The sequence below is a fragment of the Streptomyces sp. P13-3-3 genome, assembly GCF_050571355.1.
Taxonomy (GTDB): Bacteria; Actinomycetota; Actinomycetes; order Streptomycetales; family Streptomycetaceae; genus Streptomyces; species Streptomyces althioticus.
Genome location: NZ_CP192228.1, coordinates 1,853,800 through 1,873,229, shown reverse-complemented (window position 1 = coordinate 1,873,229; position 19,430 = coordinate 1,853,800). Strand labels below are relative to the sequence as shown.

Sequence of the window (19,430 nt, the reverse complement as noted above, 5' to 3'; positions counted from 1 at the left end):
GGCCGGCCGGTGCGGTCACACCTGTCCGCGCACGCCCTTGGCCAGCTCACCGGCGAGAGCGCGGACGGCCTCGACGCCCGCGGCGTCGTCGGACGCGTCCAGCATCCGCTTCACGAAGGCCGAGCCGACGATCACCCCGTCGGCGAACCGGGCGACCTCCGCGGCCTGCGCCGGGTTGGAGACGCCGAGTCCGACGCAGACGGGGATGTCGGTGGTGGCGCGGGTGCGCCGCACCAGGTCCTCGGCCTGGGAGCTGACCGACTCACGGGTGCCGGTGACGCCCATGAGGGAGGCGGCGTAGACGAAGCCGCTGCCGGCCGCGGTGATCTCGGCGAGCCGCTCGTCCTTGCTGCTGGGCGCGACCACGAAGACCGTGGCCAGCCCGTGCTTCTCGGCGTGCTCGCGCCACAGCGCGGACTCCTGGACCGGCAGGTCGGGCAGGATGCACCCGGCGCCCCCGGCCTCCGCCAGCTCGGCGGTGAACCGCTCCACGCCGTAGCGGTCGATCGGGTTCCAGTACGTCATGACGAGGATCGGCGCGCCCGTGGCCGCGTGGGCCTCGCGCACCGTGCGCATCACGTCGGCGATGCGCACCCCGCCGCGCAGGGCGATGTCGTCGGCGGTCTGGATGACCGGGCCGTCCAGGACGGGGTCGCTGTGCGGCAGCCCGACCTCGACGACGTCGGCGCCGCCCTCGATCGCCGCCTTGACCGCCTCGATGCCGCCGTCCACGGTCGGGAACCCGGCCGGGAGGTAGGCGATCAGGGCGGACCGGCCCTCTTCCTTCGCCGCGGCGAGGGTGTCGCTCAGCAGTCGCACGTTCCCGCTCACTTGGCGTCCCCCTCGATCTCGGCGGTGCCGGAGGCGTTGTCCTCGACCTCGGCGTCCGTGTCGTACAGCCCGAAGTAGCGGGCCGCGGTGTCCATGTCCTTGTCGCCGCGCCCGGACAGGTTGACGACGATCAGCCCGTCCTTGCCCAGCTCCTGGCCGACCTCGAGGGCGCCGGCCAGGGCGTGCGCGGACTCGATGGCCGGGATGATGCCCTCGGTGCGCGACAGCAGGCGCAGGGCCTGCATGGCGGCGTCGTCGGTGACGGCGCGGTACTCGCCGCGGCCGCTGTCCTTGAGGAAGGCGTGCTCGGGGCCGATGCCCGGGTAGTCGAGGCCCGCGGAGATCGAGTACGGCTCGGTGATCTGGCCCTCGTCGTCCTGGAGGACGTAGGAGCGGGAGCCGTGCAGGATGCCGGGCTCGCCGGCGGTGAGGGTGGCGGCGTGCTCGCCGGTCCCGATGCCGTGCCCGGCTGGCTCGCAGCCGATCAGGCGGACGGTTGCGTCGGGGATGAAGGCGTGGAACAGGCCGATGGCGTTGGAGCCGCCGCCGACGCAGGCGATCGCGGCGTCGGGCAGCTGGCCGGCCTGCTCCAGCAGCTGGCGGCGGGCCTCCACGCCGATGACGCGGTGGAAGTCGCGGACCATCGCGGGGAAGGGGTGCGGGCCCGCGACGGTGCCGAACAGGTAGTGGGTGCGGTCGACGTTGGCGACCCAGTCGCGGAACGCCTCGTTGATGGCGTCCTTGAGGGTGCGGCTGCCGGACTTCACGGCGACGACCTCGGCGCCGAGCATCCGCATGCGGGCCACGTTGAGGGCCTGGCGCTGCGTGTCGATCTCGCCCATGTAGATCGTGCACTCGAGGCCGAACAGGGCGCAGGCGGTGGCGGTGGCCACGCCGTGCTGTCCCGCGCCGGTCTCGGCGATGACGCGGGTCTTGCCCATGCGCTTGGTGAGCAGGGCCTGGCCGAGCACGTTGTTGATCTTGTGCGAGCCGGTGTGGTTGAGGTCCTCGCGCTTGAGGAAGACGCGGGCGCCGCCGGCGTGCTCGGCGAAGCGGGGGACCTCGGTGAGGGCGCTGGGGCGGCCGGTGTAGTGGGCCAGGAGGTCGTCGAGCTCGCGGGCGAACTCGGGGTCGGACTTGGCCTTGTCGTACTCGACGGCGACCTCGTCCACGGCGGCGACGAGGGCCTCGGGGATGAACTTGCCTCCGAAGGCGCCGAAGTAGCCCTCGGCGGAGGGGGTTTGACCCTCCGGGTCGGGGATGAAGAAGGTGCTGGGCATGGGTGTACCTCACGGTGAGTGTGTGTGGACGACACTGAGCGCCGTGGGGGCGGGGTGGTTCGTCGGCCGCGGGCCGTCGTGGCTCGTCGCGCAGTTCCCCGCGCCCCTTGTCGGGGCGGGGGGGTTGTCAGGCCGCTGCGGGTCCGTCGTGGCTGGTCGCGCAGTTCCCCGCGCCCCTGGAGGGGCGCTGCCATCGCCTGCCGTTCACCTGGCCCGGTTCGTCGCCGATGACGTAGCGGACCCTGCGGCCGTGGACCCGGCGGGCCGGGGCGCGGCAGCCGCGGGGCCGGCAGCCTCGTGCGAGTCGGGAGAGCGTCATCGGGGGTCAGCCTAGCGAGGTCTCAGCGGCCGTGCCGGAGGGCCGGGTGCTCGCCCGCGGCGACCAGGTCGGCGACCGCCGTCTTCGGGTCCTTGCCGGTCACCAGGGACTCGCCGACCAGGACGGCGTCCGCCCCGGCGTTGGCGTAGGCGATCAGGTCGTGCGGACCGCGCACGCCGGACTCGGCGACCCGCACGAGGTGCGCCGGGATCTCGGGGGCGACCCGCTCGAAGGTGCCGCGGTCGACCTCGAGGGTCTTCAGGTTGCGCGCGTTGACGCCGATGACCTTGGCGCCCGCGTCGACCGCCCGCTCCACCTCGTCCTCGTCGTGCACCTCGACCAGCGGGGTGAGGCCGATCGACTCGGCGCGCTCGATGAGCGACTCCAGGGCGGACTGCTCCAGGGCGGCCACGATCAGCAGCGCCAGGTCGGCGCCGTACGCGCGGGCCTCCCAGAGCTGGTACGAGGTGACGATGAAGTCCTTGCGCAGCACCGGGATGTCGACCTTGGCGCGGACGGCCTCGAGGTCGGCCAGCGAACCGCCGAAGCGGCGCTGTTCGGTGAGGACGGAGATGACGGCGGCGCCGCCCGCCTCGTAGTCGGCGGCGAGGGCGGCCGGGTCGGCGATCGCGGCGAGCGCGCCCTTGGACGGGCTGGAGCGCTTCACCTCGCAGATCACCTTGACGCCGTCGCCGCGCAGGGCGGCCACGCCGTCCTTGGCGGCGGGGGCCTTGGCCGCGCGCTCCTTGAGCTCGTCGAGGCTGACGCGCGCCTGCCGCTCCGCGAGGTCGGCACGGACTCCGTCGATGATCTCGTCGAGCACACTCACGCGAGCGGCCCCCTTCCTGACGGTCGGGCTTGGCTGGTCCCTGCGATGGTATCCGGAGCAGGGCGAATGCCCCGCATCCGCCTGTGGCGACGTCCAGCACCTGGACGATCACCACTCGTTCACGGGTGCAGCCAGCCGCCGAACGGCGTGTTCCGCAGCACCGTGAAGGCCAGCAGCAGGCCGCCGGCCGTCCACAGCACCGCGGGCGGCGGGTCGAGGCGCACCGGCCGGCCGCGCGCCGCGCGGATCACCCAGACGGTCCACAGCACGGCGAAGGCGGCGTAGCCGAGGACGGCGGGGGCGTTGGCCTGGAGGGCGGCGGCGAGGTCGCCGTGGGCGACGGCGTGGGCGCTGCGCAGTCCGCCGCAGCCGGGGCAGTACAGGCCGGTGAGGCCGAGCAGCGGACAGACCGGGTAGTGCCCGGGCTCGTTGGGGTCGACGACGGCGACGTAGGCGAAGGCCGCGGTCACGGCGGCGAGCAGGCCGGCGGGGACGGCCAGCCGGGCCGCCCGGCCGGGGACCGCGTGGGGGCTCGGGGCGTTCACGGGAGGCATTGTCCCCCGGACGCACCGCGGGGGCGGCTCCGGCTCACGGCCGGCCGCCGCCCCCGTACGGAGTGGTCCGCGGGGCTCAGCCCTGGGCGCGGGCCGGCTCGCGGTCGCCGGTGGTCGCGTGCACCGGGTGGTCGCTCTTCGGCTGGCCCAGGCCCATCGAGCGCATGACGGCGCCGACCACGCCGCCGAGGACGACGACGCCCATGCCGGCCCAGAAGCCCACGGGCTGGGCCATCACCATGAACGCGCCCGCGGCGCAGAAACCGATGAAGGCGATGATGACACCGGTCCAGGCGGCCGGGGTGTGACCGTGGCTGCTGCCCGCCATTGCTTGCTCCTCGTTGCCGTGTGCGTGGGTGAGCGGGACGCTCGTCCCCATTGTCCCGCACACGCCGGGGCGCCGTGCGCCGGGGTCGGCCGTGGGCGGGTTGCGCGGCTCAGGCGCCGGTGGGGTCCTCGCCCCGGTCGAGTGCCTTCCACAGTTCCTCGGGGCGGTCCGGGTCGGCGGGGGCGGCCGCCCGGCGCGGGCGGGGAGCGCCGCCCCGCTCGTAGCGGCCGGACATGGCGGGCCACAGGCGTCCGTAGCGCAGCGCGAGCAGTCCGGCGACGAGCAGCAGCAGTCCGCCGACGGCGGCGACGTACGGCCAGGCGGTGTGGGAGAGGGCGCCGACGGTCGCGGAGGCGTCGCCCGAGGCCTGCGCGGCCTTCTCGTCGAGGGCGGTGGAGTCGGACGCGCCGAGCAGCGCGGCGGCGACCGTGCCGGCCCCGGAGAGGGCGAGCACGGCGGAGACGGCGAGCCGTCCGGCGCGGCGCACGGCGAAGACGGCGACCAGGGCGGCGAGTCCGACGACGGCCAGGGCGGCCGGTACGCCGGTGACGTCACTGCCCTGGGCGGTCAGCGGGAACGCGCCGCCGGCCACCGTCGCTGTGCCCTCCGACCACTCCTGCCGGGTGGCGAGCAGGGTCACGGCCGCGCCGAGGGCGCCGCTCAGCAGGGCGGCGGCGAGGCTCGTACGGCCGGTCCGGGAGGGGCCGGCGGGCTCGGGACGGGGGCTGGGTACGGCAGTCACGCACTCCACTATGGCCCCGCACCCGGCCCGCGCGGCATCCGGGGGGCTGTGTCAGCCGTCACCCAGGCGGTTCGCGGTGTGGACGGCGCGCAGCACGGCGGCCGCCTTGTTGCGGCACTCGGTGTCCTCGGCGACCGGGTCGGAGTCGGCCACGACGCCCGCCCCGGCCTGCACGTACGCGGTGCCGTCGCGCAGCAGGGCGGTGCGGATGGCGATGGCCGTGTCGGAGTCCCCGGCGAAGTCGAGGTAGCCGACGCAGCCGCCGTACAGGCCGCGCCGGGACGGCTCCAGCTCGTCGATGATCTGCATCGCGCGGGGCTTGGGCGCGCCGGAGAGGGTGCCGGCCGGGAAGCACGCGGTGAGCACGTCGAAGGCGGTGCGGTCGGTGGCGACCCGTCCGGTGACGGTCGAGACGATGTGCATGACGTGCGAGTAGCGCTCGATCGACATGAAGTCGACGACCTCGACGGAGCCGGGTTCGCAGACCCGTCCGAGGTCGTTGCGGCCGAGGTCGACGAGCATCAGGTGCTCGGCGCGCTCCTTGGGGTCGGCGAGCAGTTCGTCGGCGAGCGCCTGGTCCTCCTGCGGGGTGGCGCCGCGGTGCCGGGTGCCGGCGATGGGGTGGACCATGGCCTGCCCGTCCTCGACCTTCACCAGCGCCTCGGGGGACGACCCGGCCACGTCGAAGCCGTCGAACCGGAACAGGTACATGTACGGCGACGGGTTGGTGGCGCGCAGCACCCGGTAGACGTCCAGGGCGCTCGCCGTGCAGGGCGTCTCGAACCGCTGGGAGGGGACGACCTGGAAGGCCTCGCCGGCGCGGATGCGTTCCTTGACGTCCTCGACGGCCTCCTGGAAGTCGGGGCCGCCCCACAGCGCGGTGTACGCGGGCAGTTCGGACGGCGGCAGCGCGGCCGGGGGCTGGGCGACCGGGCGGGCGAGGTCGGCCTCCATGGCGTCGAGGCGGGCCACGGCGTCCGCGTAGGCCTCGTCGACGCCGGTCTCCAGGTCGTTGTGGTTGATCGCGTTGGCGATCAGCCAGACGGAGCCCTCCCAGTGGTCCATGACGGCGAGGTCGCTGGTGAGCAGCATGGTCAGCTCGGGCAGCCTCAGGTCGTCCCGCTCGCCGGGGCCGATCTTCTCCAGGCGGCGCACGATGTCGTAGCCGAGGTAGCCGACCAGGCCGCCGGTGAAGGGCGGCAGGCCGAGGTCCTCGGCGAGGTCGCGCGGGGTGTGCAGGGTCTGGAGGGTGGCGCGCAGCGCGGCGAGCGGGTCGCCGTCGACGGGCACGCCGACCGGCGGGGTGCCCTCCCAGTGGGCCTGTCCGTCGCGCTCGGTGAGGGTGGCGGCGGACCGGACGCCCACGAAGGAGTAGCGGGACCAGGAGCGCCCGTTCTCCGCCGACTCCAGCAGGAAGGTGCCGGGCCGCTCGGCGGCGAGCTTGCGGTAGAGCGCGACCGGGGTGTCGCCGTCGGCGAGGAGCTTGCGGGTGACCGGGATGACCCGGCGGTCGGTGGCGAGCTTGCGGAACGTCTCGAGGTCCATGGCGGCAGACCCTACTGACCGTCGGCGGGCACGCCGGTGCCGGCGTCCTTCAGCAGCACGTCGGCGTCGAAGCAGGTGCGGTCGCCGGTGTGGCAGGCGGCGCCCACCTGGTCGACCTTGACCAGCACGGTGTCGGCGTCGCAGTCCAGCGCGACCGACTTCACCCACTGGAAGTGGCCCGAGGTGTCGCCCTTGACCCAGTACTCCTGGCGGCTGCGCGACCAGTAGGTGCAGCGGCCGGTGGTGAGGGTGCGGTGCAGCGCCTCGTCGTCCATCCAGCCCAGCATCAGCACCTCTCCGGTGTCGTACTGCTGGGCGATCGCCGGGAGGAGGCCGTCGGGGGTGCGCTTGAGGCGCGCGGCGATCTCGGGGTCGAGGCCGCTGGGCCGGGGGGTGCTGGTCATAGGTCCATTCTGCCGCGCGTCCCCGGTCCCTCCGCGCGGTCGTCCACTGTCCGGACGTGACGGCCCGCCGTAGGCTGGCTGGCATGTCGACCCATGCCAAGCGTGAACGACTCCTCCTGGCCGACCTGCTGGAGACCGCCGGACCGGAGGCGCCCACCCTCTGCGAGGGCTGGACCACCCGGGACCTGGCCGCGCACGTGGTGGTGCGCGAGCGCCGTCCGGACGCGGCGGGCGGCATCCTGGTGAAGCAGCTGGCGTCGCGACTGGAGCGGGTGACGGCGGAGTTCCTGGCCAAGCCGTACGACGAGCTGATCGGGCTGATCCGCACCGGCCCGCCGCGGTTCTCCCCCTTCTCGCTCAAGCAGGTCGACGAGATGTCGAACGTGATCGAGTTCTACGTCCACGCCGAGGACGTCCGCCGGGCGCAGCCGGACTGGACGCCGCGCGAGCTGGACCCGGTGTTCCAGGACGCCCTGTGGTCGCGGCTGGAGCGCTCGGCGCGGCTGATGGGCCGCGGGGTGCCGACCGGTCTGGTGCTGCGCCGTCCGGACGGGCAGACGGCGGTGGCGCGCCGAGGGGCGCCGGTGGTGACGGTGACCGGGGAGCCGTCGGAGCTGGTGCTGTTCGCGTACGGCCGGCAGGACGCCGCGAAGGTGGAGCTGGAGGGCGACGAGAACGCGATCGCCCAGCTGCGCGCCACCAAGCAGCTCGGCATCTGATCGGCTCGGCTCCGGAAAGGCACGGCTCGTGATCAAGGTCGCCATGACGAGTGTGTACGTGGAGGACGTGGCCAAGGCGCACGCCTTCTACACCGGGGTGCTCGGTTTCGAGACCCGCACCCATGTGGACCCGGGCGGCGGCAAGCCGTTCGTCACGGTGGGCGCGCGCGAGGGCGCCCAGCCGGATCTGGAGCTGCTGCTGGAGCCGGGTGACGGGCCGATCGCGGAGCCCTACCGCCGCGCGGTGCGCGAGGCGGGGCTGCCGTCGATCGTGTTCTCGGTCGACGACCTGCGCGCGGAGTTCGAGCGGCTGCGCGGGGAGGGCGTCCACTTCGTCCGGGAGCCGGAGCAGCAGGGCCCGGTGCTGACCGCGCTGCTGGACGACACGGTCGGCAATCTGATCCAGCTCACGCAGCCGCTCGGCTGAGGCTCACCGCACCGGGTGGCCGGCGTCCCTGAGGGTCTGCTTGACCTCGCCGATGCGCAGGTCGCCGAAGTGGAACACCGAGGCGGCCAGGACCGCGTCCGCGCCGGCGGCGACGGCGGGCGGGAAGTCGGCGAGCTCGCCGGCGCCGCCGGAGGCGATCACCGGGACCGTGACGTGCTTGCGCACGGCGGCGATCATCTCCAGGTCGTAGCCGTCCTTGGTGCCGTCGGCGTCCATGGAGTTCAGCAGGATCTCGCCGGCGCCCAGCTCGGCGGCGCGGTGCGCCCACTCGACGGCGTCGATGCCGGTGCCGCGGCGGCCGCCGTGCGTGGTGACCTCGAAGGTGCCGCCCTCGGTGCGCCGGGCGTCGACGGAGAGGACGAGCACCTGGCGGCCGAACCGCTCGGCGATCTCCCGGATGAGGTCGGGCCGGGCGATGGCGGCCGTGTTCACGCCCACCTTGTCGGCGCCGGCCCGCAGCAGCTTGTCGACGTCGTCGGCGGTGCGCACGCCGCCGCCCACGGTGAGCGGGATGAACACCTGCTCGGCGGTGCGGCGGACCACGTCGTAGGTGGTCTCGCGGTTGCCGGAGGACGCGGTGATGTCCAGGAACGTCAGCTCGTCGGCGCCCTCGGCGTCGTACACCTTCGCCATCTCGACGGGGTCGCCCGCGTCGCGCAGGTTCTGGAAGTTGACGCCCTTGACGACCCGGCCGCCGTCCACGTCCAGGCAGGGGATGACTCGGACCGCCAGGGTCATGAATCCACGGCTCCTCTGAATGCTTCGAGTTCCACTGAGACCAGTACGCGCGAGTCGACGAAGCCCTCGACCACCAGCAGCGTGGTGACCGGTCGGACCGCGTCGAACAGCTCCTTGTGCGCGCGGCAGGCCTCGTCCACGTCCCGCGCGTGGGCGAGATGGATACGGGTGCGGATCACGGACCCGGCGTCGAGCCCGAACTCCGCGATCGTCTCCAGCGCGACGGTGAAGGCCACCTTGGCCTGTTCGTAGGGGTCGCCCTCCCCGTACAGCACGTCGCCCCGGAACGCGGTGGTGCCCGCGACCAGGACGAGGTCGCCGGCCGCGACGGCGCGCGCCGAGCCGAGGGTCTCCTCCCAGGGGTTCCCGCTCTGCACGCGCCGCACGGCTTCCGACGTCATCGGGACACAGCCTCCAGGGCCTCTTCCAGGGTGAACGCCTTGGCGTACAGGGCCTTGCCGACGATGGAGCCCTCGACGCCGAGCGGCACCAGCTCGGCGATCGCCCGCAGGTCGTCCAGCGAGGACACTCCGCCGGAGGCGACGACCGGGCGGTCGGTGGCGGCGCAGACGTTCTTCAGCAGCTCCAGGTTGGGGCCCTGGAGGGTGCCGTCCTTGGCGATGTCGGTGACGACGTACCGGGCGCAGCCCTCCTCGTTGAGACGCTCCAGCGTCTCGTAGAGGTCGCCGCCGTCGCGGGTCCAGCCGCGGCCGCGCAGGGTGGTGCCGCGTACGTCGAGGCCGACGGCGATCTTGTCGCCGTGCTCGGCGATGACCTTGGCGACCCACTCGGGGGTCTCCAGGGCGGCCGTGCCGAGGTTGACGCGGGTGCAGCCGGTGGCGAGGGCGGCGGCGAGGGTGTCGTCGTCGCGGATGCCGCCGGACAGCTCCACCTTGATGTCCATCGCCCTGGTGACCTCCGCGATCAGTTCGCGGTTGTCGCCGGTGCCGAACGCGGCGTCCAGGTCGACCAGGTGCAGCCACTCGGCGCCGGAGCGCTGCCAGGCGAGCGCGGCCTCCAGCGGCGAGCCGTAGGAGGTCTCGGTGCCGGACTCGCCGTGCACGAGGCGGACGGCCTGGCCGTCGCGGACGTCGACGGCGGGGAGGAGTTCGAGGGTGGCCATGTCTCTACAGGGTTCCGATCCAGTTGGTGAGGAGCTGGGCGCCGGCGTCGCCGGACTTCTCGGGGTGGAACTGGGTGGCCCACAGGGAGCCGTTCTCCACGGCGGCCACGAAGGGCTTGCCGTGGGTGGTCCAGGTGACCAGCGGGGGCTCCATCGCCGCGTTGGTGACCTCGAACGACCAGTCGTGGACGGCGTAGGAGTGCACGAAGTAGAAGCGGGCGTCGTCGTCCAGGCCGGAGAACAGCCGGGAGCCCTCGGGGGCGTCCACGGTGTTCCAGCCCATGTGGGGGACGACGTCGGCCTGGAGCGGCTCGACGGAGCCGGGCCACTCGTCGAGGCCCTCCGCCTCGACGCCGTGCTCGATGCCGCGGGCGAAGAGGATCTGCATGCCGACGCAGATGCCCATGACGGGGCGGCCGCCGGCCAGGCGGCGGTCGACGATCCAGTCGCCGCGGGCCTCCTTGAGGCCCTTCATGCAGGCGGCGAAGGCGCCGACGCCGGGCACCAGCAGCCCGTCGGCGTTCATCGCCTTGTCGAAGTCGCGGGTGATCTCCACGTCGGCCCCGGCGCGCGCGAGGGCGCGCTCGGCGGAGCGGACGTTGCCGAAGCCGTAGTCGAAGACCACGACCTTCCTGGTGGTGCTCAAGGTCTCACACCTCCATCTGCAGCAGGCCCGTGACGATGCACAGCGCGGCGCCGACGGACATCAGCGTGATCAGGCTCGTGGGCATCTTCTGCTTGACGAAGGAGATGATCCCTCCGACGAAGAACAGGCCGACGACGATCAGGACGGTGGACAGTCCGTTCACAGCGCGCCCTTCGTGGAGGGCAGGATGCCGGCCGCGCGCGGGTCGCGCTCGGAGGCGTAGCGCAGGGCCCGGGCGAGGGCCTTGAACTGGCACTCCACGATGTGGTGGGCGTTGCGCCCGTAGGGCACGTGGACGTGGAGGGCGATCTGCGCCTGGGCGACGAAGGACTCCAGGATGTGCCGGGTCATCGTCACGTCGTAGGAGCCGATCATCGGCGCCATGTTCTCGGGCTCGGTGTGCACCAGGTAGGGGCGGCCGGAGAGGTCGACGGTGACCTGGGCGAGGGACTCGTCCAGCGGGACCGTGCAGTTGCCGAAGCGGTAGATGCCCACCTTGTCGCCGAGCGCCTGCTTGAAGGCGGCGCCGAGCGCGAGGGCGGTGTCCTCGATGGTGTGGTGGGAGTCGATGTGCAGGTCGCCCTCGGTCTTCACCGTGAGGTCGAACAGACCGTGCCGGCCGAGCTGGTCGAGCATGTGGTCGTAGAAGCCGACCCCGGTGGAGATCTCGGTCTTCCCGGTGCCGTCGAGGTCGATCTCGACGAGCACGGAGGTTTCCTTGGTGGTGCGTTCCACGCGTCCTACGCGGGTCATGCGCTGTGCTCCTTCTTGATCTCACGTACCGCGTCGAGGAACGCGTCGTTCTCGGCCGGGGTGCCCGCGGTGACCCGCAGCCATCCCGGTACGCCGTTGTCCCGGACCAGGACGCCCCGGTCGAGGATCTGCCGCCATACGGCGTGGGAGTCCTGGAAGCGGCCGAACTGGACGAAGTTGGCGTCGGAGTCGGTCACCTCGTAGTCCAGGGAGCGCAGTTCGGCGACCAGCCGGTCCCGCTCCGCCTTCAGCTGCTCGACGTAGCCGAGCAGGGTGTCGGTGTGCTCGAGGGCGGCCAGCGCGGTCGCCTGGGTGACCGCCGACAGGTGGTACGGCAGCCGCACCAGCTGGACGGCGTCGACGACGGCGGGGTGCGCGGCCAGGTAGCCGAGGCGCAGTCCGGCGGCGCCGAACGCCTTGGACATGGTGCGGGAGATCACCAGGTGGGGGCGTCCGTCGAGCAGCGGCAGCAGCGAGTCGCCGTGGCTGAACTCCACGTACGCCTCGTCGACGACCACGATCGACGGCCTGGCTGCCTGCGCGGCGTCGTACAGGGCGCGCACCGTGTCGGCGGGGACCGCGTTGCCGGTGGGGTTGTTGGGGGTGGTGACGAAGACGACGTCGGGCCGGTGCTCCGCGATCGCCTTCTCGGCGGCGGGCAGGTCGAGGGAGAAGTCCTCGTTGCGCGGGCCGGAGATCCAGCCGGTGCCGGTGCCGCGCGCGATCAGGCCGTGCATCGAGTACGACGGCTCGAAGCCGAGCGCGGTGCGGCCGGGCCCGCCGAAGGTCTGCAGCAGCTGCTGGATGACCTCGTTGGAGCCGTTGGCCGCCCAGACGTTCTCCAGGGCGACCGGGTGGCCGGTGGTCTTCGTCAGGTATTCGGCCAGCCTGGTGCGCAGCTCGACCGCGTCCCGGTCGGGGTAGCGGTTGAGGTTCCGGGCGGCCTCGCGGACCCGCTCGGCGATCCGCTCGACCAGCGGCTCGGGCAGCGGGTAGGGGTTCTCGTTGGTGTTCAGCCGTACGGGGACGTCCAGCTGGGGCGCGCCGTAGGGGGACTTGCCGCGCAGCTCGTCCCGCACGGGGAGGTCGTCGATGCTCACGTCGCTCACTTGTTCTCGGGCACCTTCCAGCCGAACCTGGCCTTGATCGCCGCGCCGTGCGCGGGCAGGTCCTCCGCCTCCGCCAGCGTCACCACGGTGTGCGCGACCTCGGCCAGCGCGTCCTCCGTGTAGTCGACGATGTGGATGCCGCGCAGGAAGGACTGCACGGACAGGCCCGAGGAGTGGCAGGCGCAGCCGCCGGTGGGCAGCACGTGGTTGGAGCCGGCCGCGTAGTCGCCGAGGGAGACCGGGGACCAGGGGCCGACGAAGACCGCGCCCGCGTTGCGCACCCGCTCGGCGACCGCGGCGGCGTCGGCGGTCTGGATCTCCAGGTGCTCGGCGCCGTAGGCGTCGACGACCCGCAGGCCCTCCTCGACGCCGTCGACCAGCACGATCGCGGACTGACGGCCGGCCAGGGCCGGCGCGATCCGCTCGTCGACGTGCTTGCTGGCCTCGACCTGCGGCTTCAGCTCCTTCTCGACCGCGTCCGCGAGGTCCGTGGAGTCGGTGACGAGGACGGCGGCCGCCAGCGGGTCGTGCTCGGCCTGGCTGATCAGGTCGGCGGCGACGTGCACCGGGTCGGCCGTGGAGTCCGCGAGGATCGCGATCTCGGTCGGCCCGGCCTCGGCGTCGATGCCGATCTTCCCGGTGAAGTAGCGCTTGGCGGCGGCGACCCAGATGTTGCCGGGGCCGGTCACCATGTTCGCCGGCGGGCAGGACTCGGTGCCGTACGCGAACATCGCGACGGCGGTGGCGCCGCCGGCCGCGTACACCTCGTCGACGCCGAGCAGCGCGCACGCGGCGAGGATGGTCGGGTGCGGCAGCCCGCCGAAGTCGGCCTGGGCCGGGGAGGCGAGGGCGACGGACGGGACGCCGGCCTCCTGGGCGGGGACCACGTTCATGATCACGGAGGACGGGTAGACGGCCCGGCCGCCCGGCGCGTACAGCCCGACGCGGTCGACCGGCACCCACTTCTCGGTGACGGTGCCTCCCGGCACGACCTGGGTGGTGTGGGTGGTGCGGCGCTGCGCGCGGTGGACGAGGCGGGCCCGGCGGATCGACTCCTCCAGGGCGGCGCGCACGGCCGGGTCGAGCTCCTCCAGCGCGCGCTCCAGCGCGGCGGCGGGCACCCTGACCTGGTCGAGCTTCACGCCGTCGAAGCGCTCGGCGAAGTCGATCAGCGCCGCGTCGCCGCGATGATGCACGTCCTCGCAGATGGGCCGCACCTTCTCCAGGGCGGCCGCGACGTCGAAGTCGGCACGGGGCAGCAGGTCACGCAGGGCGGGGCCCTCGGGGAGGACGTCGCCGCGCAGGTCGATTCGCGAGATCACGTACCCAATTCTCTCAGACCCGTCCCGGAGCACGTCCGCCTGTTCCAGTGGCTGATACGTCACCCTTCTCGTGACGGTCCGCACTCGTTTTCAACATCTTCTTCACTTTCCGTGTTCAGCACGTCACCGTACCGGGCATGAACGGCTGTACGACGCGATGAACCGGTGAGTAATGAGGAGGAGGGGAGTTCCGTGGCCGAGGGGGCGGGACCGCGCGACGGCGAGCCGCCGGAGGACCTGACCGCCGCGGAGGCGGGCATGTGGCAGGCCTTCCGCAACGGCAGCGTGTACGACCTGAGCTCCGGCGACGCGCTGGTCGACGATCCGCACGGAGGGCACCCCTGGGGCCCCGAGCGGACGGTGCGGGCCCGCGTGGTGTGCTGGCTGCTGCTGGACGGCCCGCCCGCGCTGGCCGGCCGCGTCTCGTCGCTGAAGCTGGTCGGGGTGCGGATCAGCGGCCCGCTGGACCTCGCCGGGGGCACCGTCGTGCCGTACGTGGAGATGCGCGGCTGCCGCTTCGAGCGGGACGTGCTGCTGCCGGAGGCCCGGTTCACGACGATGCGGCTGGTGGACTGCTCCATACCCCGGCTGGAGGCCGCCCGGCTGCACACCGAGGGCGATCTGCACCTGCCGCGCTGCCGCTTCCTCGGCGGCATACGGCTCACCGACGCCCGGATCGGCACGGACCTGCTGCTCAACCAGGCGGTCGTGCACCGCGACCGCAGCGGCCGCTCCATCGCCGGGGACGGCATGAGCGTCGGCCAGGACCTCCAGGCGGAGATGCTCGAGTCGTACGGCGAGCTGAGCCTGCGCGGCGCGACCATCGGCGTCTCGCTGAGCCTGCGCGGCGCCCGGCTGGTCAACCCGCGCGCCCGGCTCGCGCTGAACGCGCCGCAGCTGACCGTGGAGCGCTCGCTGTACCTGACCCCGGCCGGGGTGGGATCGCAGGCCCGCAGCGGCATGACGCCCGCGCGGGGCACGCGCGTCCAGCAGTTCGAGTGCGAGGGCGGGATCCGGCTGGACGACGGGCGGTTCGGGGACGCGGTCGACTTCGAGGGGGCCGAGTTCACCCTCACCGACGAGCAGGAACTGACGCTGCGCCGGGTGCAGACGCCGGAACTGCGGTTCCTCGGGCAACGGCCGGCGCGCGGTCGGGTGGTGCTGTCGGGGGCGCGTGTGGTGAACCTGATGGACCGGGCGGACAGCTGGCCGGGCCCGGGACGGCTGCACATGGGCGGCTTCACCTACGAGAACCTGGTGCCGCGCGGCCCGTTCCCGCTGGCGCTGCGGCTGCGCTGGGTGGACGCGGCGAGCGCCGAGTACACCCCGGAGCCGTACGAGCGGCTGGCGGCGGTGCTGCGGGAGAGCGGGGCGGACGAGGACGCCCGTGAGGTGCTGCTGGCCAAGCAGCGGCGGCGCCGCGAGAGCCTGCCGCTCGCCGCGAAGCTGTGGGGGTACGCGCAGGACTGGACGGTCGCCTACGGGTACCGTCCGGGCCGGGCCGCGGTGTGGATGGCGGTGCTGTGGGCGGCCGGCTCGCTGGCCTTCGCCCGGGCGGACCACCCGCCGCTGAAGGCGGGCGAGCACCCGGACTGGAACCCGGCGCTGTTCGCACTGGACCTGCTGCTCCCGGTGATCGACCTGGGCCAGGCGGGCTTCTGGCAGATGCGCGGCGGCTGGCAGTGGCTGTCGGCGGCGTTCATCCTCCTGGGCTGGATCCTGGCCACCACGGTGGCAGCAGGCGCGACCCGCACCTTGCGCCGCACCTAGCACCAGGGGCGCGGGGAACTGCGCGACGGAAGCGTCCCCACGGCCCGTGGAAGCGGCGTGGGACCAACACCCCAGGGGCGCGGGGAACTGCGCGACGGAAGGCGACCGCCGGGACAGGTGAACGCGCGCCACACAAGTCACCCCCAGGGGCGCGGGGAACTGCGCGACGGAAGCGTCCCCACGGCCCGTGGAAGCGGCGTGGGACCAACACCCCAGGGGCGCGGGGAACTGCGCGACGGAAGGCGACCGCCGGGACAGGTGAACGCGCGCCACACAAGTCACCCCCAGGGGCGCGGGGAACTGCGCGACGTCCGCCCGGACACGGGTTCCGTGTGACAGGGGTGGCCCACAACACCCACCGCGCCCCGAGCAACCCCGATTTTTGCCGCCCCTTGACCAACTCCCGTACAACTTTCCACAACTTCCGCGTGGACCCTGGCGCACCCGTGACGTGCGGTCTTTCAATGGTCGACACCATGGCTCTGCTGCACGCGTTCACCCGCACGTCCCGGGCGCGGGGCAGGCGGACGGGCACCCCGCCGCCCCCCGCCCAGGCCACGCTGCCCGCCGACGACGAGGTCCTCCTCGACGCTCCGGACGACGCCCTCGGCCGCGCCCTGGTCGGAGCCGCCGCCGGCGACCCCGCTCCCGCCGCCGAACTGCTCGTCGCCACCCGCCGCCGCGCCGCCTGGGAGCACCGCGACCGCTACGTGCGCCGGCTCGCCGCGTTCGCGCGGTCGCGGCCCGAGTGGCTGGACGCCTGGCGCGACCGCGCCCCGCGCGACCCGGACGCGCTGCTGGTGGACGCCCAGCGCGCGGTGGACCGGGCCTGGGACTCCCCGGCCCGCGCCGAGCTGCTGCGCGAGGTGAGCCCGCTGATCACCGCCGCCGCCCGCGCCGACCACCGCGACCCGGTGCCCTGGCGTCTCGCCCTGGACCACGCGCGCGGCGCGCGGGCCGGCCACACGTACTTCGAGGAACTGTGGGAGGCGGCGGTGCGCCGCGCCCCGCACCACCACGGTTGCCATGTGGCGGCGCTGCGCTACCTGGCGTCCTCCTGGCACGGCTCGCACCGCGAGTGCTTCGACTTCGCCGAGACGGCCGCGCAGGACGCGCCGGAGGGCTCGCTCACCCAGGCGCTGCCGCTGCGTGCGGCGTTCGGCTATCTCACCGACGGCTGCGGTCCGGCGGTCGAGCGGGCGCGGCTCGACGCGGCGGCGGACAGGGCGGCCGCCCTGTCCGCGCGGCTGCCGTCGGCCCAGCCGTGGCCGGCCGAGCTGCGCAACCTCCTCGCCCACGTCCTGGTCCGGCTCGGACGCCGGCGGGACGCGCTGGAGCAGTTCCGGCTGACCGGCCCGTACGCCACCTCGTTCCCCTGGGACCGGGACGCCGACGACCCGCTCGGGCGTTTCCTGGAGGTCCGTCAGGACGTGCTGCTGGCGGTGGCGTCGGGCTCCGAATCCACCGGAACGGACGCCTCCGGCGTCCGGTCCGGGCGTCCGGGGAGCGAACGGCGCGGACGGCCGGAGCCCCGCGACCATTAGGCTCTTGCGACGTGACCACCGTCCGGCTTCCGCTCTTCCCCCTGAACACGGTGCTGTTCCCGGGGCTCGTGCTCCCGCTCAACGTCTTCGAGGAGCGTTATCGCGCCATGATGCGCGAGCTGCTCAAGACACCGGAGGACGAGCCACGGCAGTTCGCCGTGGCGGCGATCCGGGACGGCCACGAGGTGGCGCCGAGCGCCCCCGGGCTGCCCGACCCCACGGCCGTGCCCGAGCGGGGCCCGGCGGCCGGCTTCGGCGCGGACCCGCTGCACGCGTTCCACAAGGTGGGGTGCATCGCCGACGCGGCGACGATCCGGGAACGGCCCGACGGCACCTTCGAGGTGCTGGCGACCGGCACGACCCGGGTGCGGCTGCTGTCGGTGGACGCCTCCGGTCCCTTCCTCACGGCGGAGCTGGAGCCGCTGGAGGAGGACCCGGGCGAGGAGGCGGGGCCGCTGGCGGAGGGCGTGCTGCGGGCGTTCCGGCAGTACCAGAAGCGGCTGGCGGGGGCCCGGGAGCGGTCGCTGACCTCGGACGCGGAGCTCCCGGACGAGCCCAGTGTGGTCTCGTACCTGGTCGCCGCCGCGATGATGCTGGACACGCCGACGCGGCAGCGGCTGCTCCAGGCGCCGGACACCGCGTCGCGGCTGCGCGACGAGCTGAAACTGCTTCGCACGGAGACGGCGATCATCCGTAGTCTTCCGTCGTTGCCCGCGTCGGAGCTGACGCGGGCGCCGACGAGTCTCAACTGACGCGTGCTCACGCGTACCGACGCTTGCGGAGCGACGACCGGCATGGCCAAGAAGTCCAAGAAGCAGCAGTCCAACGGCACGCCCGCCACGGTGGCGCTCACCGCCGCCGGGGTGCCGTTCACGGTGCACGCCTACGACCACGACCCCGCCCACCCGAGCTACGGCGAGGAGGCGGCCGAGGCGATGGGCGTCTCCCCCGACCGCGTCTTCAAGACGCTGGTGGCGGACGTCGACGGCGCCCTGACCGTGGCGGTGGTGCCGGTGGCGGGCCAGCTCGACCTGAAGGCGCTGGCCTCGGCGGCCGGCGGCAAGCGGGCGTCGATGGCCGACCCGGCGCTGGCGGAGCGCACCACGGGGTACGTGCGGGGCGGCATCTCGCCGCTGGGCCAGCGCAAGAAGCTGCCGACGGTGCTGGACGAGTCGGCGACCCGCCACGAGACGATCTGTGTCTCGGCCGGCCGCCGCGGCCTGGAGGTGGAGCTCGCCCCCACCGACCTGGCGCACCTGACATCGGCGGTCCTGGCCCCGATCGGCCGGATGTAGCGCCGGACCCGCCTGCGGAATCCACGGACCACGCGCCCGGCCGGCCGCGGCGCCCGCCTCGCGGGCCGGCCCGCACGACGCGCTCCGCCCCCGGCATCCGCCTCGGCCCGGTCGACGGTCCACGCGGGCCGGCCGGAGGCCGCCCGTCGGCCCGCCCACGGTGCCCGGCCGCCCTGGCGGCAGCACCGGCAATCCCTGAGGGGCCGCGGCCGACGGGCCGGGGGACGCCTCCCCGGCCGGGACGGCCTGTTCCGTACCTCGACGGCCCCCGCCGCCTCGGCTATGTACGGAAGGTATGTCGAAGCGGACGCGTAAACGCAGGTGGCGGATCAGGAAGCGGCGGGCCAACCACGGGCGGCGCCCGGCCTGACCGGGGACATGGCGCCCGGCGCCTTCACCGGGGCGGCTGTTGCTGCTCGCCCGGCGGCAGCCACTCCTCCGGATCGCGCGGGCCGAACAGCGCCGTCAGGCCCAGGTGGAACACCAGCGCCGAGAACGTCCACGCCAGCAGCGCGCCCTTCGCGTTCAGCTTCAGCGGGGCGTCGAACGTGACGCCCTTGCCGACGCTCTTCGCCTGCGCGATCACGTCCTGGGAGGGGCCGAGCCACACCCCGAGCCGCCAGGCCAGCAGCGAGCTGAGCAGCCCGCCGACCGCCAGCCCCACCACCAGCGGGACGCCGCCGCGCCGGCGGAAGAGGAAGACCGCCAGGGCGCTCAGCGCGCCGCAGGCCAGGGCGACGAGCGTGAACGTGCCGTCCACGCCGATGCTCTGCTCGCCCTCGGAGTCCTTGAGGTAGACCACCCAGGCGTCACCGGACGCGTCGCCCACCAGCGGCACGCGCGGCGCGAGCCACCACCACAGCACCCCGAGCACCACCCCGCCGAGGGCGACCGCCACGGCCACCACGGCCGCCTCGCGGATCTCCTTCGCCATCCCCGGGCCGTCCTCGTCGTGCCACCAGCCGTGCTTGGGGTACGCGGCGTGGCCGGGCTTCCCGTCGTAGCGGTGCGCGCCGCCGGCGGGGGCGCCGGAGGGCGGCTGCCAGGGGTCGCGCGCGGAGGGGTCGTGCGGTGGCGGGGGTGTCAGAGGTGCGCTCACCCTGCCATCGTGCCAGGCGTCGCTGTGGGCCG

Annotated in this window: 24 protein-coding genes; 6 read left to right on the top strand and 18 right to left on the bottom strand. The window is 73.7% G+C overall.

The window, feature by feature from the left end; genetic code table 11:
- Positions 1-15: 15 nt before the first annotated feature.
- The 9 genes from trpA to hisI form a co-directional block, all read right to left on the bottom strand.
- A complete protein-coding gene (trpA, locus tag ACQZOG_RS08470) occupies positions 16-831 on the bottom strand; it encodes a tryptophan synthase subunit alpha (RefSeq protein WP_193454739.1) in 816 nt (271 codons plus the stop codon).
- A complete protein-coding gene (gene trpB, locus ACQZOG_RS08465; RefSeq protein ID WP_430741414.1) occupies positions 828-2,111 on the bottom strand; it encodes a tryptophan synthase subunit beta in 1,284 nt (427 codons plus the stop codon). Before trpB ends, trpA begins: the two co-directional genes overlap by 4 nt.
- A gap of 127 nt (positions 2,112-2,238) precedes the next feature.
- Positions 2,239-2,430 carry a tryptophan biosynthesis modulator TrpM gene (gene trpM / locus ACQZOG_RS08460; RefSeq protein WP_078492791.1) on the bottom strand — a complete coding sequence of 64 codons (192 nt, stop codon included), beginning with the start codon at positions 2,428-2,430 and terminating at the stop codon, positions 2,239-2,241.
- Positions 2,431-2,452: 22 nt separating this feature from the next.
- Positions 2,453-3,259: an indole-3-glycerol phosphate synthase TrpC gene (trpC, locus tag ACQZOG_RS08455; protein WP_033273045.1), complete on the bottom strand. Its 807-nt coding sequence runs from the start codon at positions 3,257-3,259 to the stop codon at positions 2,453-2,455.
- Between the two features lie 119 nt (positions 3,260-3,378).
- The gene (locus tag ACQZOG_RS08450; protein ID WP_387785420.1) at positions 3,379-3,813 is read right to left on the bottom strand and encodes a DUF2752 domain-containing protein; all 435 of its coding nucleotides are present in this window, start codon (positions 3,811-3,813) and stop codon (positions 3,379-3,381) included.
- A 76-nt stretch (positions 3,814-3,889) separates the two neighbouring features.
- Positions 3,890-4,141, bottom strand: coding sequence for an HGxxPAAW family protein (locus tag ACQZOG_RS08445; protein WP_033273043.1), 252 nt, complete (start codon positions 4,139-4,141; stop codon positions 3,890-3,892).
- Between the two features lie 109 nt (positions 4,142-4,250).
- Entirely contained in the window at positions 4,251-4,892 is a 642-nt protein-coding gene (locus ACQZOG_RS08440) for a TIGR02234 family membrane protein (RefSeq protein WP_033273042.1), read from the bottom strand.
- Positions 4,893-4,934: 42 nt separating this feature from the next.
- Complete coding sequence (locus ACQZOG_RS08435; RefSeq protein ID WP_193467913.1) at positions 4,935-6,428, bottom strand: anthranilate synthase component I; 1,494 nt, start codon at positions 6,426-6,428, stop codon at positions 4,935-4,937.
- An 11-nt stretch (positions 6,429-6,439) separates the two neighbouring features.
- Positions 6,440-6,832 (bottom strand): phosphoribosyl-AMP cyclohydrolase, encoded by a 393-nt coding sequence (gene hisI, locus ACQZOG_RS08430; RefSeq protein WP_033273040.1) that lies wholly within the window; start codon positions 6,830-6,832, stop codon positions 6,440-6,442.
- 83 nt (positions 6,833-6,915) lie between these two features.
- Here hisI and ACQZOG_RS08425 point away from each other — a divergent pair, with 83 nt between their 5' ends.
- Positions 6,916-7,551 (top strand): TIGR03085 family metal-binding protein, encoded by a 636-nt coding sequence (locus tag ACQZOG_RS08425; protein WP_397662669.1) that lies wholly within the window; start codon positions 6,916-6,918, stop codon positions 7,549-7,551.
- Positions 7,552-7,579: 28 nt separating this feature from the next.
- Positions 7,580-7,978, top strand: a complete 399-nt coding sequence (locus tag ACQZOG_RS08420) for a VOC family protein (protein WP_397662667.1) — start codon at positions 7,580-7,582, stop codon at positions 7,976-7,978.
- 3 nt (positions 7,979-7,981) lie between these two features.
- Here ACQZOG_RS08420 and hisF read toward each other — a convergent pair whose 3' ends face one another.
- Genes hisF through hisD form a run of 8 tightly spaced genes read right to left on the bottom strand, consistent with a single transcriptional unit; the run spans position 7,982 to position 13,690 of the window.
- Positions 7,982-8,737, bottom strand: coding sequence for an imidazole glycerol phosphate synthase subunit HisF (gene hisF, locus ACQZOG_RS08415; RefSeq protein ID WP_058915938.1), 756 nt, complete (start codon positions 8,735-8,737; stop codon positions 7,982-7,984).
- Positions 8,734-9,138 carry a Rid family hydrolase gene (locus ACQZOG_RS08410; protein WP_058915939.1) on the bottom strand — a complete coding sequence of 135 codons (405 nt, stop codon included), beginning with the start codon at positions 9,136-9,138 and terminating at the stop codon, positions 8,734-8,736. Before ACQZOG_RS08410 ends, hisF begins: the two co-directional genes overlap by 4 nt.
- Positions 9,135-9,860 carry a bifunctional 1-(5-phosphoribosyl)-5-((5-phosphoribosylamino)methylideneamino)imidazole-4-carboxamide isomerase/phosphoribosylanthranilate isomerase PriA gene (gene priA, locus ACQZOG_RS08405; protein WP_033273035.1) on the bottom strand — a complete coding sequence of 242 codons (726 nt, stop codon included), beginning with the start codon at positions 9,858-9,860 and terminating at the stop codon, positions 9,135-9,137. The genes ACQZOG_RS08410 and priA overlap by 4 nt, the downstream gene beginning before the upstream one ends.
- Positions 9,861-9,864: 4 nt before the next feature.
- On the bottom strand, positions 9,865-10,506 hold the full coding sequence (gene hisH, locus ACQZOG_RS08400; protein WP_033273034.1) for an imidazole glycerol phosphate synthase subunit HisH: 642 nt from the start codon (positions 10,504-10,506) through the stop codon (positions 9,865-9,867).
- Between the two features lie 4 nt (positions 10,507-10,510).
- The gene (locus ACQZOG_RS08395) at positions 10,511-10,669 is read right to left on the bottom strand and encodes a hypothetical protein (RefSeq protein ID WP_033273033.1); all 159 of its coding nucleotides are present in this window, start codon (positions 10,667-10,669) and stop codon (positions 10,511-10,513) included.
- Positions 10,666-11,259: an imidazoleglycerol-phosphate dehydratase HisB gene (gene hisB, locus ACQZOG_RS08390; protein ID WP_033273032.1), complete on the bottom strand. Its 594-nt coding sequence runs from the start codon at positions 11,257-11,259 to the stop codon at positions 10,666-10,668. Before hisB ends, ACQZOG_RS08395 begins: the two co-directional genes overlap by 4 nt.
- The gene (locus tag ACQZOG_RS08385) at positions 11,256-12,368 is read right to left on the bottom strand and encodes a histidinol-phosphate transaminase (protein ID WP_037639066.1); all 1,113 of its coding nucleotides are present in this window, start codon (positions 12,366-12,368) and stop codon (positions 11,256-11,258) included. Before ACQZOG_RS08385 ends, hisB begins: the two co-directional genes overlap by 4 nt.
- Positions 12,365-13,690, bottom strand: a complete 1,326-nt coding sequence (hisD, locus tag ACQZOG_RS08380; protein WP_037639068.1) for a histidinol dehydrogenase — start codon at positions 13,688-13,690, stop codon at positions 12,365-12,367. Before hisD ends, ACQZOG_RS08385 begins: the two co-directional genes overlap by 4 nt.
- 192 nt (positions 13,691-13,882) lie before the next feature.
- On the opposite strand from hisD, the gene ACQZOG_RS08375 reads away from it, so the two are divergent.
- From ACQZOG_RS08375 to ybaK, 4 genes are all read left to right on the top strand, one after another.
- Positions 13,883-15,460, top strand: a complete 1,578-nt coding sequence (locus ACQZOG_RS08375; protein ID WP_033273029.1) for a hypothetical protein — start codon at positions 13,883-13,885, stop codon at positions 15,458-15,460.
- 464 nt (positions 15,461-15,924) lie between these two features.
- The gene (locus ACQZOG_RS08370; RefSeq protein WP_230227609.1) at positions 15,925-17,004 is read left to right on the top strand and encodes a hypothetical protein; all 1,080 of its coding nucleotides are present in this window, start codon (positions 15,925-15,927) and stop codon (positions 17,002-17,004) included.
- Positions 17,005-17,015: 11 nt separating this feature from the next.
- Entirely contained in the window at positions 17,016-17,756 is a 741-nt protein-coding gene (locus ACQZOG_RS08365; protein WP_033273027.1) for an LON peptidase substrate-binding domain-containing protein, read from the top strand.
- Positions 17,757-17,798: 42 nt separating this feature from the next.
- The gene (gene ybaK, locus ACQZOG_RS08360) at positions 17,799-18,299 is read left to right on the top strand and encodes a Cys-tRNA(Pro) deacylase (RefSeq protein WP_037639072.1); all 501 of its coding nucleotides are present in this window, start codon (positions 17,799-17,801) and stop codon (positions 18,297-18,299) included.
- A 394-nt stretch (positions 18,300-18,693) separates the two neighbouring features.
- On the opposite strand, the gene ACQZOG_RS08355 is transcribed toward ybaK, so the two are convergent.
- The gene (locus ACQZOG_RS08355; protein ID WP_406717404.1) at positions 18,694-19,398 is read right to left on the bottom strand and encodes an AAA family ATPase; all 705 of its coding nucleotides are present in this window, start codon (positions 19,396-19,398) and stop codon (positions 18,694-18,696) included.
- Positions 19,399-19,430 lie beyond the last annotated feature (32 nt).